This is a genomic window from Ruegeria sp. CI1 (assembly GCF_056536925.1).
This window is the reverse complement of record NZ_JBQFQP010000002.1, coordinates 30494-45634: the sequence shown is the minus strand read 5'-3', so window position 1 is coordinate 45634 and position 15141 is coordinate 30494. Positions and strand designations below refer to the sequence as shown.

Here is a 15141-nt window from a genome sequence, read left to right as displayed (position 1 = left end):
TCCGATTTGCTTTCGAAGGCGACTCTGGCGCAGCCTTGTGCAAACAACTTGCCAAGATGCGAATCGAACTTGATGAAATCCGCAAAAAACATACTGCAGCCCGAACATCGCGCTTTGAAGACGGCGGTGCTTGTGCTGGATGACTGCAACACGCTCAGCTTTGCCGCCGCCGTCGATCCGATGCGGGCGGCCAATCGCCTTGCCGACCGCCCAGCGTTTGACTGGGACTATGTCACCGCCACACCAGCCCCGGCACAATTGACCAGCGCGCTATCGGTGCCTGGCATCCCATTGGCGCGCCTTGAGGGGTGTGACCTGTTGGTCGTCGTGGCCGGATTCCAGCTTGCCCGCCACGCCACGCCCAGCCTTTTGGCGGGTCTACGCAGGATCGCCTCGACCGGTGCGGCGATGGCAGGGATCGATGGCGGGCCGTGGCTGTTGGCCGAGGCCGGCCTGCTGAACGGCCACACCGCTACGACCCACTGGGAAGACCTCGAGAACTTCGCATCGCGGTTTCCCGAAATCGATGTCCTGCCGGATCGTTTTGCGATTTCCGGCAACCGGATGACCTCGGGCGGGGCCATTCCGGCGATCGAGATGATGCTGCACATCATTGCCGCACGCCATGGCGCGCGATTTGCCTCCCGCGTCGCTGGCCTGTTCCTTTATGACGGCACCTCGGGCCCCTCGCGCCCGCAAAGTCGAATCGGAACACCGCACCGTCACAACGCACTGACGGCCAAGGCTAATGCGTTGATGGAGGCGGCGTTGGACGAACCTATGGCGCTGGCCGAGATTGCCACGACGCTTGGTACAAGTCCGCGCACGTTGCAACAGCAGTTCCGCCTGCGTCTCGATACCACGCCGCAGGATCACTATCTGCATTTGCGGCTGGCCGAGGCGCGCCGCCTTGTAACGGATACCGATATGTCTCTGCTGGACGTGGCCCTGGCGACCGGGTTCACTTCGCAATCCAGCTTTGCCCGCGCCTTTCGCACTGCGCACGGGCTGTCGGCGCGGGACCTTCGGCAGGAACGCGCGCAGCCGACACATCACTGAATGCAGGTTGGCCGAGGCTAATAAGGCATCGGATTCGCCCGGTGAGCCATTGAAATCTCGGCCAAAATGTCGTCAGGCAATATCAGATCAGCGCCGCTCAGAATGTGTTCGAGTTGCGCCAGCGTCGTGGCGCCGAAAATCGCCGACATCATGAAAGGCCTTGTCCGGCACCACGCCAGCGCCATGTGAACCGGATCGAGGCCGTGCCGGTTCGCGATGTTCAGATAGGCCGCCACGGCTTCGAGTACGCGTGGAGATTTTCTGCCGCCCATCTCAGGAACGAGCGACATGCGCGATCCGGATGGTACAACTCCGTCCTGGTACTTGCCGGTCAGGAAGCCGGCGCCGAGCGGAGAGAACGCCATCAGGCCCACGTCTTCGTTCACGCTCAGCTCCGACATGTCCGTATCGTACAACCTGCAGAGCAGTGAGTATTCATTTTGTACAGATGCGACGCGGGGCAATCCGCGCTCTGCAGCGATCCTGAGCCACTGCGCGGTGCCCCACGCGCTTTCGTTCGACAGGCCAAAGGCGCGGATGTTGCCCTTGTCCACCTGCCGCTGCAGCGCCTCCAGGCAATCCTCCATGTTGGCGACCGTGGATGCGCGATCCTGTTGCGAGGGGTCGTAGTTCCAGTTCTGCCGGAACATGTAGCTGCCCCGGTTCGGCCAGTGAAACTGATAGATGTCGATATAGTCTGTTCTGAGCCGTCGCAACGAGCCTTCGACCGCCTCGGGAATGGTCTGTCCCGAGATCGGTGCGCCGCCGCGCGCATGCATGAAACCGGCCCCCGAATGCTTGGTGGCCAGAATATAGTCTCCTCGGCGTCCGGGGTTTGCGGCATTCCAGTTTCCGATGATCGCCTCGCTGCCGCCAACGGTTTCCTTGGTGACAGGATTGACTGGATACATCTCGGCGGTGTCTATGAAATTCACACCTGCGGCCAGGGCCATGTCGATTTGCGCATGTGCTTCGGCCTCGGGGGTCTGGGTTCCAAAGGTCATGGTGCCGAGGCACAGGTCGCTGACCTTTATCCCAGAACGGCCCAACGGGTTCATTTTCATCCGGATACCTCTCTGCTCGCACCGGGCAAACCTAACCGACCGATCACGAGGGGCAAGCCCCTTGAGGTTGATCCGGATTTCCGCCAGCTTTTGCCGGTGTGCAGGAGGATGAGATGACGCAGAATATCACCAAGGGGATCAAGACCCTGCTGGCCGAAGCCAATGCGGTCGTGGAAACGATGCCGGTGGCGCAAGCCAAGGAGCTGTACGACGATCCGGCCTATGTCTTTGTCGATCTGCGCGATATCCGCGAGTTGCAGCGGCTGGGTCAGATCCCCGGCGCGTTTTCGTGCCCACGCGGGATGCTGGAATTCTGGATCGACCCGGAAAGCCCCTATCACAAGGAGGTTTTCAATCAGGACAAGACCTATGTCTTTTATTGCGCCAGCGCCTGGCGATCTGCGCTCAGCGCCAAGGTTGCACAGGAAATGGGGCTGAACCCCGTGATGCATCTGGAAGGCGGATTCAGCGAATGGGTGAAACAGGGCGGCGCAATCGAAAACAGAGAGTGAGGCCTCACGGGAAATGATTGCAGGGTTCTCACTCCCAACGCCAATTATTGGTACTGGGCCGACTATCCGCAAGAGAAGGAGGCAAACTCGGGAAAGGCTGAGTCATGGCTTTTCGACGTGCGGATTTTGATATCCAAGGGCGCGAAAGCCGAAGATTTTCGAAAGCGGCTGAACCGCTTGCCCAAGGTGTTTCCGAAGTCTCGTTGTGTGGCGAATTTCGGCATCTGCCCTGTCGGTTTGCACTGAGCCAGCAAGAACGCGGCGCTTTCGAATATAAGTCTGCAGAGCAATTGAATGCCTGAGGTTTTGCGTGTGGCCGCGAGGTCGAAGGCTCATTCCATAGGTCGATTTAAGGTCCATATCGTCAAAATGCATTGTCCGGTCCTTTCAGTTCCACCCAATTCATACAGCTTGTTGCGGCACGATATTTCGGTTATGACCGAAATATGAATGGTGTTAACCGGATTGCCGAAATCTGCTCGCTGTTGGGTGAACCTGCCCGCGCGAATTTTATGTATGCCCTGAAGGCGGACGAAGCGATTTCCGCCGGAGAATTGGCCTTGATCGCCGGCGTCGCGAACAGCACGGCCAGTGAGCATCTTTCCAAACTGGTGGAGGCGGGTCTTGTCACTGTCACCAAGAAAGGCAGAACCCGCCTTTTTCGGTTGGCCAGCGAAACCGTTGCCGAAATGCTGGAGAGCGTCGAAGGGCTGGTTCGTGCCGCCGAGACAAACCGACCGAGCGTGCCCGACTGGCGTGAAGTTCATGTCCATGCCCGGCCTTGCATGGATCACATCGCGGGGCGTTTGGGATGTGGCATCGCGGCAAATCTGATGCAGCGTGGTTTTGTGGCGCTGTCCGGGTCGGGCCCTGTGGTGGAAGACGCTGGAATCAAATGGATGGTGGAATTTGGGCTGAATGCACAAGCCGTACTTGGGGGGCCACGCAGAAGTGTCAGTTTTTGCCCCGATTGGGTTGAAAACCTACCTCATCTCGGCGGCGCACTTGGTGCTGAACTCATGCGAAGTTTCATCGCGCGTGACTGGATACGCCGCGATGTTGCGCAAGGGAAAACCAGCATCACCCCAAAAGGCAGTAACGGGTTCAGAGTAGAATTCGGCCTGAGCCTGCGGGCAACGGCTTGGCCTGCGGGCGAGATCCGGGGTTCTGCTGCCAAGGTTGCCGGTCAGGGAATGCCGCCGCCTTTGTAAAGCCAGTTGACGGCGGCGGCGTCGGGGCAGATGCGGTTTCCCACGGCGCGCAGGTGGGCGGAAATTTCATCGGTCATGCCATCGGACCGGGCTTTGCCCACCTCGCCCTTTCGCATCATGGCACCTGATTTGAGAATGGGAATCCTGCCAGCGGTGTGCGCTTCGAACTTGTCCTCGTGCTTTTTCATCCAGGCGAAGGATGTGTATTCCATGATGCCTGACCATTGATCTTCGTTCGGATGGATGCCCAGAAAGTCCGAAATTTTTCGGATCGAGCCTTCGTGATCCCGTTTCATGTCGGAAAAGTGGATGAGCAGGACATTGCGCTCGTTTCTGAGTGGCCACCAGGCTGCGAGTGTTCCAAAGAAGGCCCCTTGTGTTCCGCGCGGGTCGATGATCTGGGAATAGAATGACGGAAAGTCCGGGCGGGATACCGCGCCCCTTGGGTGCTGCCAGAGGTCGAGCCAGTCGTCCGAGAATTTTTCGAGGAACGGTCGGAAGGATACCAGCGCCTCTTCAGGGTTGCGAAAGACCACGATGTATTTCACGTCGCGTCCCGCCGCCTGAGCGATGAAGGGGATATTGGGCGGCGCGGAATGCGTTTTGAATGCACGGCGGCGCGTGGTTGGCATTGCGTCGATACGCTCCAGAACCTCCTGATGTGGCTGGCCGGGATATCCCAGCAGTTCGATCCACGGAACTTCTTCGTAGATGTCCCGAAACTCCGCCGTGCCTCCGGTGAACAGCTGATAGACAATGTTCATTGTCCAGGTGGTTCCGCTTTTCGGCGGCACCGAAATCACGACGTCCCCGTCGCGCCAGGCGATCCTTTTCTGGATTTCGTGGTCTATCCACGGGTTTCCGCGCGGGGAGGTGGCATTGTCGCTGGGATCTTTCATTCTTTGACCTCTCTGTCGGCGGGCCATCCGATTGTGCTGGCATCATCTTGCCGCTCCTGACGCTTTGGGATGCGAAAATCTGGCCGGGAACAGGGCCAGATTACACGCGCTTGAGTACCCGGCAAACAAAAGGTCGCTTTGGGACGATCATCCCGATTGAGAACAAACAAGGAACACTGTAAACTGTTCCCATGCCGACTCACCTTCTCAGCCGCAGGCCTGCGCGCGATGTGCCGGGGCTTTGCCTGCATCCCCAGATCACCCTGCCGCTGGCGCGCGTGCACGAGGCCTGCGGCCCGGCCCGGCGCAGCTTTGCCCTGTGGCTGGCGGGGCGGATGCAGGGGCCGGTTTTATGGATCTCGCCCGCGTGGGAGAGCGATCAGCTGAACCCCGACGGGATGATGCCCTTCGCCGATCCGGCACGGTTCCTGTTCGTGCGGCCCGGGCGCGCCGATGACCTGCTGTGGTGCATGGAAGAGGCGCTGCGCAGTGGCGCGGTGCCGCTGGTCATCGGCGATCTGCCTGAAGCGCCGGGGCTGACGCCGGTGCGGCGGATGCATCTGGCCGCCGAACAGGGCGGCGCCATGGGGCGGGCGCCTTTGGGGCTGTTGCTGACCCCCGGCGAGGGCGGTGCGCAGGGGATCGAGACGCGCTGGCACATGGCCCCCGCACATCAGGGCACAACCCGGCGCTGGACCCTGACCCGCCGCCGCGCCCGCGCCCTGCTTCCGGTCTCATGGCTGGCCACGCAGACCGGACCGCGTGCGGAGCTGAAGCTTGAGCGCATCGGAGCCGAGCCCCCGACAGGTTGAGCGTTCGGTAACAAAACTTGTGACTGGTCAAACGATCACGTGCTCCTTAGCGTGCGCGCATGACACACCCGATCCACGACAGCCGGTATTCCTGGCTCCGACTGCTGATCACGCTGGCCATCGCCACGGTGGCCAATGTCGGCATGTGGGCCGTCATCGTGGTGATGCCGGATATCGAGGCGCAGTTCGGCGCCGGGCGGGCCGAAGCCTCGCTGCCTTACACGCTGACCATGATCGGATTTGCGCTGGGCAATATGTGGCTGGGGCAACTGGTCGACAGGCTGGGCGTCACCCGCGCGTTGATCGGAGCCGCCATCCTCAGCGCGATCAGCTATGGTCTGGCCACCCTGGCGTCTTCGATGACGATTCTGGCCCTGGTGCATGTGCTGTTGGGGTTGGGCACAGCCATCGGGTTTGGCCCCCTGATCGCCGATATATCGCACTGGTTCATCCGGCGGCGTGGGATTGCGGTGGCGCTGGTGGCAAGCGGCAACTATCTGTCGGGTGCAATCTGGCCCACCCTGCTGGCCGGCACCCTGGCCGAGCACGGCTGGCAGCAGGTTTATCTGAACCTCGCGGGGATCACGTTGGTGGTGGTGATCCCGCTGTCGCTTTTGCTGCGCAAACCGCTGCCGCTGGATGCCCATGACACGGCGGCCAGTGCCGCAAGCCTCAACGCCAAGAGCGCGGGGCTGTCGCCACGGGCGCTGCAATATGTGCTGGGGTTGGCCGGGATCGGCTGCTGCGTTGCCATGTCGATGCCGCAGGTTCACATCGTCGCCTATTGCGTCGGGCTGGGCTATGGCCCGGCCGTGGGTGCCGAGATGCTGTCGCTGATGCTGTTGGGCGGCGTCGTCAGCCGCGTCATCTCGGGGCTTGTCGCCGACAAGCTGGGCGGCGTCCGAACGTTATTGATTGGATCGGTCCTGCAATGCACCGCCCTGTTCCTGTTCCTGCCCTACGACGGGCTGGTTTCGCTTTATCTGGTCAGCGCGTTGTTCGGCCTGTCGCAGGGCGGCATCGTTCCCAGCTACGCCCTCATCGTGCGCGAATACATGCCGCCGCGCGAAGCGGGCGCGCGCGTGGGTTTCGTGATGATGGTCACGATCCTGGGCATGGCGTTGGGCGGCTGGATGTCCGGCTGGATCTACGATCTGACCGGAAGCTATCAGTTGGCCTTTGTCAACGGAATCGCGTGGAACGGGCTGAACATCGTGATCATGATCATGCTGCTGATGCGCTCGCGCCCACGGCGGCAAGAGGTTCTGGCATGAAACCGCGTCTTTCGCGACGCAGTTTTCTGCTCACAGTATCTGCCCTGATGATACCCACCGCCGCCTTTGCAGCCCAGACACGATACGATCTGGAACCAAGCCAATCGGAGGTCGGGTTCTATTTCACCATGGCCGGGACCAACCAGTTCGGAACCATGCCGGTTCGGTCCGCCGACATCCGGATCGACCTGCAGAATCTCGCACGCAGCCAGGTTGACGTGACGGTCGATGTCACCGGCGCAAAGACGATGTTCGGATTTGCCCGCAATGCCATGCTGAGCACACAGGTTCTGAATGCGGCCGAACATCCAGACATTCGTTTCGTTTCGACAAGGATCGAACTGGGCAAAGGCGGCAGACTGTCGGACGGGGCGCGGGTCACGGGCAACCTGACCCTGCGCGGCGTCACACGCCCGGTGACCTTGCAGGCAAACCTTTATCGTCAGGCGGGAAGTTCACCCGACGATCTGGACGAATTGAGCATCCAGTTGCTTGGGCAACTCAGCCGCAGCGCATTCGGGGCGGACGGATTTCCTGAACTGGTGACGGATATTGTGAGTCTGGACATAAAAGCGACAATCAAGCGCGCGAACTAGTCTTCCCATCGTTCAAAACCGACACCATAAAGTCGAGAAACTTCGTGCAATGCAAAACCGAGTGGTCATGTTGGGGGGGCCATGCGTACGATCATTTCTTTTGCCGCCCTTTTTCTGTCCGTCATCCTGTTGCAGCTCTCTACCGGAGGTGTCGGCCCGCTTGATGCGATTTCCGGGCTGACGCTTGACTTCACGACCGAGCAAATCGGTCTCTTGGGTTCGGCCCATTTCTTTGGGTTCTTCATTGGCTGCTGGTGGGCGCCGCGCCTGATGGGAAGCGTCGGCCATTCCCGCGCCTTCGCTGCCTTTACCGCAATGGGCGCAATGGGGTTACTGGGGCATACCCTGACGCAAAACCCGAATGTCTGGGCCATGCTCCGGATCGCCTCGGGCATGTGTGTTGCAGGCAGCTATACGGTGATCGAGGCCTGGCTGAATGCAAAGGTCACCAACGAAACGCGTGGACGCGCCACCGGCATCTATCGCATTGTCGATATGAGCGCGTCGCTCAGCGCCCAGTTGATCATCGCGGTGTTGCCGCCGGCGTCCTATGTTTCGTACAACCTGTTGGCGATCCTGTGCTGCGCGGCATTGTTGCCACTGACATTGACCAAGGCCACCCAACCCGAAACGCCGGACGCGCCGCGTTTGCGGCCCAAGCTGGCCTGGCACTGTTCGCCATTGGCGGTGGCAGGGGTGATCGTGGCCGCGCTGAGCTCGGCCTCGTTCCGGATGGTCGGCCCGGTTTACGGTCAGGGCGTTGGCCTGGGCGTCGACCAGATCGCCTTTTTTCTGGCCTCGTTCGTCCTTGGTGGAGCGCTGGCGCAATACCCGATGGGCTGGCTTGCCGACAAATACGATCGCCGTTGGGTTCTGATCTGGCTTTCGGTCGCCGCCGTTTTCAGTTGCGGCATCACGATGGCGGCCAGCGATACAGGCACCGTGGGTGTCATGCTTGCCGCCGGTTTGTTTGGCTTTACGACGTTTCCGATATTCTCCGTTTCGGCCGCGCACGCGAATGACTTTGCGACATCCGAGCAACGTGTCGAATTGTCGGCTGCGCTGATGTTCTTTTATGCTCTGGGGGCAATCGCCGCGCCCTATGTGGCGTCGTCATTGATCGAGGCCTATGGCCCCAGCGCCTTGTTTGCATTTGTCGCCCTGGGTCATGCGTTCCTGATTGCATTTGGACTGACCCGGATGCGGGCCCGCCCGACGCCCGAGGACCGCACGCACTATGTCTATTCTCCGCGCACCTCATTTACGGTCGGTCGCCTGCTGAAACGGTCACGCGAAGACGGATGACTGCAGGCCGGTTGCCGTGCCGGGGGCAGGAAACGCGCCCATTGCGCCATGCGGGCTTTTGCTGGGCGGCTACATGGGTTAGACGGTCGCGCAGACAGATACGCGGGTACGACTTATGGCACGGATTCTCATCACCTCGGCGATCCCCTATATCAACGGGATCAAGCACCTCGGCAATCTGATCGGCTCGCAACTGCCTGCCGATCTTTACGCGCGCTATCAGCGCGGCCGGGGCAATGAGGTCATGTTCCTGTGCGCCACGGATGAACACGGCACCCCGGCCGAACTGGCCGCTGCAAAGGCCGGACAGCCGGTTGCGGAGTATTGCGCCGAGATGCATGGTGTTCAATCCGACATCGCCCAGCGCTTTGGCCTGAGCTTTGATCATTTCGGCCGCTCCTCCAGCCCGCAGAACCACAAGCTGACCCAGCATTTCGCCGGCAAGCTGGCGGAGGCGGGGCTGATCCGCGAGGTGACCGAAAAACAGGTCTATTCCAATGCCGATGGCCGGTTCCTGCCTGATCGCTATATCGAGGGCACCTGCCCCAATTGCGGATATGAGCGCGCACGCGGCGACCAGTGCGAGAACTGTACCAAGCAGCTGGACCCGACCGATCTGATCGAACCGCGCAGTGCGATTTCCGGCTCGACCGATCTGGAGGTGCGGGAGACCAAGCACCTGTATCTGCGCCAGTCGGCGATGAAGGATCAGCTGGACGCGTGGATCGACGGCAAAACCGACTGGCCGGTGCTGACCACCTCGATCGCCAAGAAATGGCTGCATGATGGCGACGGGCTGCAGGATCGCGGCATCACCCGCGATCTGGACTGGGGTATTCCGGTCAGGAAGGGCGATGCGGACTGGCCGGGCATGGAGGGCAAGGTCTTTTACGTCTGGTTCGACGCGCCCATCGAATATATCGCCTGTGCGGGTGAATGGGCCGAGGCCAATGGCAGGGCGGATGCCGACTGGGAGCGCTGGTGGCGCACCGACAAGGGCGCCGACGACGTGCGCTATGTTCAGTTCATGGGCAAGGACAACGTGCCCTTCCACACACTCAGCTTTCCGGCAACCATCCTCGGGAGTGGCGAGCCGTGGAAACTGGTCGATCACCTGAAATCGTTTAACTATCTGAACTATGACGGTGGTCAGTTCTCGACCAGCCAGGGGCGCGGTGTATTCATGGATCAGGCGCTGGAGATCCTGCCGGCCGACTACTGGCGCTGGTGGCTGTTGAGTCACGCGCCCGAAAGCAGCGACAGCGAGTTCACCTGGGAGAACTTTCAGGCGTCGGTGAACAAGGATCTGGCGGATGTTCTGGGCAATTTCGTCAGCCGCATCACCAAGTTCTGCCGCTCGAAATTTGGCGAAGAGGTACCATCAGGTGGCGCGTATGGCGAGCGCGAACAGGCGTTGATTGCGGACCTGACCGTGCGCGTGCGGGCCTATGAGGGCCATATGGAAGCGATGGAGGTCCGCAAGTCGGCGCAGGAATTGCGCGCAATCTGGGTGGCAGGCAACGAATACCTGCAAGCCGCCGCCCCCTGGTCGACCTTCAAGGAGGACCCGGAACAGGCGGCCGCGCAGGTGCGTATGGGGCTGAACCTGATCCGCCTCTACGCGGTTCTGAGCGCGCCGTTCATTCCGCACAGCGCCGCCAAGATGCTGTCGGCCATGAACACGCTGGATACCGCATGGCCCGAAGACGTGGCGCAGGCATTGACCGCGTTACCTGCAGGCCACGAGTTCGCTGTCCCTGACGTTCTGTTCGCCAAGATCACCGACGAGCAACGCGAAGATTGGCAGACCCGTTTTTCGGGCCAGCGCGACTGACGGGCCTAGCAGAAGGTCTCATTCGACATATCTGAACGAGATAAGAGCCCCGGCGTTGTGCCGGGGCCTTTTTTTGTGCCGTCATCCTCAAGATTCCGGTTTTCCCTGACGTTTCAATGATCAGTCCGGCAAGGTTGACTTGAGAAATCGCGAGAATGCCGTCATCCTGACATGGATTCTATTCGGCTTGGCCTCGTGCCAGGCAATCCTATCACTTTTAACGAACAGACAACGAGGCCCCGGAATGCCATTTGCTTCGCCACTTTCTTTCACCAACGGCGGCCCTGCGTCACGAGGCCTTTGGATTGGTGCCTTGATGACTTGTGCGCTAGCCGGGTCGGCCCTGTCGCAACAGGACGAACAGGCACAAGCACCAAAAGTTTCCATCGCGGCGGCTTACAGCGAGGAGATCGTCGATGAGGCGGAGTTCATTGGCCGGGGCGAAGCCATCGACAAGGTCGACATCGTTGCCCGGGTTAACGGCTTTTTGCAAAAGCAGTTGGTGGAAGACGGTTCGGCGGTCGAGAAAGGCGAGTTGCTGTTCGAAATCGAACCGGATCTTTACGAGGCGACATTGCGGTCGCGCAAGGCCGATCTGGACAAGGCCGATGCCAATCTGGAACTGGCAAGGGTCGATCTGGCACGGAAATCGGAGTTGTTGAAGCGCGAGGCTGTTCCGGAATCCGAGGTCGACATCGCCAAAGCGAACGAGCTGGTCGCAGAGGCGGCCGTCAAGGCGGCCAAGGCAGCGATCCAGCAAGCCGAACTTGATCTGAGTTATACCAAGATCAGCGCCCCATTTCCCGGTCGACTGGGCCGCGTAACAACAAGCGTGGGTGATGTCGTGGGCCCAAACAACCCTCCATTGGTCACCTTGGTCCGCGAAGCCCCGATTTACGTCAGCTTCTCTTTGAATGAAAAGCAACTGGTCGATGTCCTTGAAAAGTTCGACGAATCCAGTGGCACGTTGAGCGAAAACCCCAAAAGCCCCGAAGTCCATGTCGATCTTCCAAACGGGTCCGAACTGGATGAGACCGGGCGGATCGTTTTCATCGACAACAGGATCGATCCCCTGACAGGCGCGGTGCTGGTTCGCGCGGAATTCGAAAATTCGTCTCGCCTGATCGTGGATGGCGCTTACCTGAATGTGCGTATTCAGGCGCTGGAACCTACATTGCGCACTCTCATTCCACAGGCGGCCCTGCAACGGGACCAGCGTGGCGATTTCGTTCTGGTGGTCAACGACAAGCAGATGGTCGAACAGCGCTATATCACCACCGGTGACACCGTGGGCAGCGCGATCATCGTTCTGGATGGCCTGCGCGAAGGCGAAAGCGTGATTGTCGAAGGCCTGCAGCGGGTGCGCCCGGGCGTTGCGGTCGATGCCGTGGTGGCATCCGAGTCGGGCGGGGAATAAGCGATGTTCTCAGCCTTGTTCATAAGCCGGCCCAAGCTGGCGCTTGTCATTTCGCTGGTGCTGACGATCATGGGGGGCATCGGGTACATGGTTCTGCCGGTTGCGCAGTTTCCCGACATCACCCCCCCGGTCGTGAGTGTATCCGCCAACTATACAGGCGCAAACGCGGAAACCGTCGAAAACGCCGTTGCGGCGCCGATCGAGGCGCAGGTCAACGGGGTGGACGACATGATCTATATGACGTCGACCTCGGCGGACAACGGATCATATTCCCTGAACGTCACTTTCGAAGTTGGCACCGACCCCGACATCGCCTCGGTCAACGTGCAAAACCGGGTGGCACAGGCCATCGCCTCGTTGCCGGCCGAAGTGACATCGTCGGGCGTTGTCACGCAAAAGGCCTCGACCAACATGCTGATGGCGGTCACGCTGACATCGCCCAACGAAACCTATGACAGCGTGTTTCTGTCAAACTATGCCTCGATCAACCTCAAGGACGCGCTGGCGCGGATTCAGGGCGTGGGCAAGGCCGATGTTCTGACCAATCTTGAATACGCCATGCGCATGTGGATGAACCCGGACAAGATGGCGGCGCTTTCGATCACGCCCGGAGATCTTATTGCCGCAATCCGGGAACAGAACATCGAAGTCTCGGCCGGTTCCATCGGCTCGCCCCCCGTCCCGGAGGGGCAGACCTTTCAATACACGATCAAGTCGAAGGGGCGGCTGAGCACCCCCGAAGAGTTCGGCAACATCGTTGTCAGAACTGGTGAAGCCGGTGCCATTGTGCGCGTCAGGGACATCGCCCGCGTTGAGCTGGGGGCACAATTCTACAGCGCGTCGGGATACTATCAGGGGCTTCCCGCGACCGTTCTGGGCATCTATCAGGCCCCCGGTGCAAATGCCCTGGCCGTCGCGGAACGGGTGGAGGCGGAACTGGAACGCCTGTCCCGCGCCTTTCCGGCTGATCTGGAATACGAGATTCCGTTCAAGACGACGGATTTCGTCGAGCAATCTCTGAACGACGTGGTGTCGACCCTGATCCTGACCTTCATTCTGGTGATTTCAGTCGTTTTCATCTTTCTCGGCTCATTCAGGGCAACGATCATTCCGGCGGTGGCCATCCCGGTTTCACTGATCGGAACGTTTGCGTTTCTGCTGGCGTTTGGCATGTCGCTCAACACGATCTCGCTTTTTGCGCTGGTTCTGGCCATCGGGATCGTCGTGGATGATGCCATCGTCGTGGTCGAAAATGTCGAACGCATCATAGCCGAAGAAGGACTGAGCCCGCCCGAGGCCACCCGCAAGGCGATGGGCCAGATCACCGGACCGGTGATCGCCACCACACTGGTTTTGTTGGCGGTATTCGTGCCGGTGACGTTCATGCCTGGCATATCGGGGCGGCTATATTCGCAGTTTGCCGTGACGATTTCGACCGCTGTTGTGATTTCGTCGATCAACGCTTTGACCCTGTCCCCTGCCCTCTGCGGGTTGGTTCTGAAAGCGCGCTCGGGCCCGCCGACGGGATTGCTGGCGGTGTTCGAAAGGTTCATTGGCGGCATGCGGGGCGGCTATACCGCCATCGTTCGGCGCCTGCTGCGCATTCCCGTGATTTCGCTGGGCATCATTGCCGCCATTGCGCTGGGTGCGGGTGCAATCATGGGGAACACCTCGAAAGGGTTCATTCCGCTTGAGGACAACGGCTATCTGTTTGTCGATATCCAACTGCCCGACGCGGCGACGCTGGAGCGGACGGAAACGGTCACTGCGCGTGTGAACGACCAGTTCCGCCAGCTTGACGGGGTGGCCAACACTGTTCTGGTCAACGGGTTTTCGTTGCTCAACGGGCTCACCGCCAATGGCGCGATGATCATCGTGAACCTCGACAACTGGAACGACCGGCAGGAGGAGGATCTGAGCGCCAACGCGATCCTGCGGAAAATCCTGGGCATCGCGAACCAGGAATCCGCTGCCTCGATCGTGGCCTTCAACCCGCCGCCGATCCAGGGCCTTGGCATGTCTGCCGGGGTCGAGATGGAGGTGCAGCAGACCGGCGGCGGCAGCGCGCAGGATCTGGCCTCGGCGGTCGGGTCGTTCGTTTATTCAGCGAACCAGCGGCCCGAAATCGCGCAATCCTACACCACGTTCCGAGCCAACGTGCCCCAGCTTTTCGTCGATCTGGATCGGGAAAAGGCCAAGACATTGCAGGTCTCGGTCGCCGAGATATTTCAGACCATGCAGGCGCAGCTGGGTTCCTACTATGTCAACGATTTCAACCTTTATGGCCGCGTCTATCGGGTGATGATCCAGGCCGAAGGAAGCTATCGCGACAAGGTCGAGGATATCTCGAACCTTTTTGTGCGGTCGACCAAAGGAGAGATGGTTCCGCTGGGAACGCTGGTTGATGTCGAAAACGTCCTGGGGCCTGTCCTGTTGAAACGGCACAACCTGTTCCGTTCGGCAACAGTGACCGCCGTGCCGGCGCCGGGATTGTCTTCGGGCGACGCTATCCGGGTCATGACCGAGGAGTCGGCGACCGCCCTGCCCTCGGGCTATGCGTTCGAATGGACGGGAACGGCGCAACAGCAATTGGCGTCTGGCAATCTGGTGGTGATCATTCTGGGGCTTGCGGTACTGTTCGGCTATCTGTTCCTGGTGGGACAGTACGAGAGCTGGACGATGCCCGTCTCAATCCTGTTATCCGTTATCGTGGCATTGTTCGGGGCGGTGGCGGCGGTCGCCATCGTGGGCAGCGACATCAATCTTTATACGCAGATCGGGATGATCATGCTGGTGGGGCTGGCCTCGAAAAACGGCATTCTGATCGTGGAGTTCGCGATGGAGCAGCGGGCCAAGGGCCTGTCGATCCGTGAAGCCGCGGCAGAGGCCGCTCATCAGCGTTTCCGCGCGGTTATGATGACGGCGCTGTCGTTCCTGCTGGGGGTCGTTCCGTTGCTGGCCGCAAATGGCGCCGGAGCCGCCAGTCAGAAGGCCATCGGCGTTGCGGTTTTCGGCGGGATGCTGGCCGCCACAATCGTCGGTGTGATTTTGGTGCCGGTGCTTTATGCGGTGATGCAGGGCCTGCGTGAATGGGTCAAAGGCACGAAAGACACCAATCCCGGAGACGAGGCGACGCCTCCGACGGCCTGATCATTGAG

At 60.4% G+C, this 15141-nt stretch carries 12 protein-coding genes; 10 read left to right on the top strand and 2 right to left on the bottom strand.

Annotated features, from left to right (window positions below):
- Positions 1-72 precede the first annotated feature (72 nt).
- Positions 73-1059 carry a GlxA family transcriptional regulator gene (locus tag ACR0LZ_RS02135; RefSeq protein ID WP_480748128.1) on the top strand — a complete coding sequence of 329 codons (987 nt, stop codon included), beginning with the start codon at positions 73-75 and terminating at the stop codon, positions 1057-1059.
- Between the two features lie 17 nt (positions 1060-1076).
- Here the strand turns inward: ACR0LZ_RS02135 and ACR0LZ_RS02130 are convergent, their stop codons facing one another.
- A complete protein-coding gene (locus tag ACR0LZ_RS02130) occupies positions 1077-2123 on the bottom strand; it encodes an aldo/keto reductase (RefSeq protein WP_480748127.1) in 1047 nt (348 codons plus the stop codon).
- A 113-nt stretch (positions 2124-2236) separates the two neighbouring features.
- Between ACR0LZ_RS02130 and ACR0LZ_RS02125 the strand changes: the two genes are divergently transcribed.
- Together ACR0LZ_RS02125 and ACR0LZ_RS02120 are read left to right on the top strand one after the other, a co-directional pair.
- Positions 2237-2635: a rhodanese-like domain-containing protein gene (locus ACR0LZ_RS02125; RefSeq protein ID WP_480748126.1), complete on the top strand. Its 399-nt coding sequence runs from the start codon at positions 2237-2239 to the stop codon at positions 2633-2635.
- Positions 2636-3081: 446 nt separating this feature from the next.
- Positions 3082-3846, top strand: a complete 765-nt coding sequence (locus ACR0LZ_RS02120; RefSeq protein ID WP_480748125.1) for an ArsR/SmtB family transcription factor — start codon at positions 3082-3084, stop codon at positions 3844-3846.
- Here ACR0LZ_RS02120 and ACR0LZ_RS02115 read toward each other — a convergent pair.
- On the bottom strand, positions 3822-4745 hold the full coding sequence (locus tag ACR0LZ_RS02115) for a sulfotransferase domain-containing protein (RefSeq protein ID WP_480748124.1): 924 nt from the start codon (positions 4743-4745) through the stop codon (positions 3822-3824). The two genes, ACR0LZ_RS02120 and ACR0LZ_RS02115, sit on opposite strands and share 25 nt — an antisense overlap.
- A 191-nt stretch (positions 4746-4936) precedes the next feature.
- Here ACR0LZ_RS02115 and ACR0LZ_RS02110 point away from each other — a divergent pair, with 191 nt between their 5' ends.
- The 7 genes from ACR0LZ_RS02110 to ACR0LZ_RS02080 all read left to right on the top strand — a co-directional run bounded on the left by ACR0LZ_RS02110 (position 4937) and on the right by ACR0LZ_RS02080 (position 15133).
- Positions 4937-5557, top strand: coding sequence for an ImuA family protein (locus ACR0LZ_RS02110; RefSeq protein WP_480748123.1), 621 nt, complete (start codon positions 4937-4939; stop codon positions 5555-5557).
- 59 nt (positions 5558-5616) lie between these two features.
- On the top strand, positions 5617-6831 hold the full coding sequence (locus ACR0LZ_RS02105; RefSeq protein ID WP_480748122.1) for an MFS transporter: 1215 nt from the start codon (positions 5617-5619) through the stop codon (positions 6829-6831).
- The gene (locus ACR0LZ_RS02100; protein ID WP_480748121.1) at positions 6828-7427 is read left to right on the top strand and encodes a YceI family protein; all 600 of its coding nucleotides are present in this window, start codon (positions 6828-6830) and stop codon (positions 7425-7427) included. The genes ACR0LZ_RS02105 and ACR0LZ_RS02100 overlap by 4 nt, the downstream gene beginning before the upstream one ends.
- 81 nt (positions 7428-7508) lie before the next feature.
- Positions 7509-8732 (top strand): MFS transporter, encoded by a 1224-nt coding sequence (locus ACR0LZ_RS02095; protein ID WP_480748120.1) that lies wholly within the window; start codon positions 7509-7511, stop codon positions 8730-8732.
- Between the two features lie 115 nt (positions 8733-8847).
- Positions 8848-10566: a methionine--tRNA ligase gene (gene metG, locus ACR0LZ_RS02090; protein ID WP_480748119.1), complete on the top strand. Its 1719-nt coding sequence runs from the start codon at positions 8848-8850 to the stop codon at positions 10564-10566.
- A 316-nt stretch (positions 10567-10882) separates the two neighbouring features.
- Positions 10883-11983, top strand: a complete 1101-nt coding sequence (locus ACR0LZ_RS02085) for an efflux RND transporter periplasmic adaptor subunit (RefSeq protein ID WP_480748118.1) — start codon at positions 10883-10885, stop codon at positions 11981-11983.
- 3 nt (positions 11984-11986) lie between these two features.
- Positions 11987-15133 carry an efflux RND transporter permease subunit gene (locus ACR0LZ_RS02080; protein ID WP_480748117.1) on the top strand — a complete coding sequence of 1049 codons (3147 nt, stop codon included), beginning with the start codon at positions 11987-11989 and terminating at the stop codon, positions 15131-15133.
- The last annotated feature ends 8 nt before the right edge of the window (positions 15134-15141 follow it).

Bases quoted from the DNA above. Each gene is read 5' to 3' on its own strand.
- ACR0LZ_RS02135 (WP_480748128.1), top strand. From the start codon at position 73: ATGAAATCCGCAAAAAACATACTGCAGCCCGAACATCGCGCTTTGAAG.
- ACR0LZ_RS02130 (WP_480748127.1), bottom strand. From the start codon at position 2,123: ATGAAAATGAACCCGTTGGGCCGTTCTGGGATAAAGGTCAGCGACCTG.
- ACR0LZ_RS02125 (WP_480748126.1), top strand. From the start codon at position 2,237: ATGACGCAGAATATCACCAAGGGGATCAAGACCCTGCTGGCCGAAGCC.
- ACR0LZ_RS02120 (WP_480748125.1), top strand. From the start codon at position 3,082: ATGAATGGTGTTAACCGGATTGCCGAAATCTGCTCGCTGTTGGGTGAA.
- ACR0LZ_RS02115 (WP_480748124.1), bottom strand. From the start codon at position 4,745: ATGAAAGATCCCAGCGACAATGCCACCTCCCCGCGCGGAAACCCGTGG.
- ACR0LZ_RS02110 (WP_480748123.1), top strand. From the start codon at position 4,937: ATGCCGACTCACCTTCTCAGCCGCAGGCCTGCGCGCGATGTGCCGGGG.
- ACR0LZ_RS02105 (WP_480748122.1), top strand. From the start codon at position 5,617: ATGACACACCCGATCCACGACAGCCGGTATTCCTGGCTCCGACTGCTG.
- ACR0LZ_RS02100 (WP_480748121.1), top strand. From the start codon at position 6,828: ATGAAACCGCGTCTTTCGCGACGCAGTTTTCTGCTCACAGTATCTGCC.
- ACR0LZ_RS02095 (WP_480748120.1), top strand. From the start codon at position 7,509: ATGCGTACGATCATTTCTTTTGCCGCCCTTTTTCTGTCCGTCATCCTG.
- metG (WP_480748119.1), top strand. From the start codon at position 8,848: ATGGCACGGATTCTCATCACCTCGGCGATCCCCTATATCAACGGGATC.
- ACR0LZ_RS02085 (WP_480748118.1), top strand. From the start codon at position 10,883: ATGACTTGTGCGCTAGCCGGGTCGGCCCTGTCGCAACAGGACGAACAG.
- ACR0LZ_RS02080 (WP_480748117.1), top strand. From the start codon at position 11,987: ATGTTCTCAGCCTTGTTCATAAGCCGGCCCAAGCTGGCGCTTGTCATT.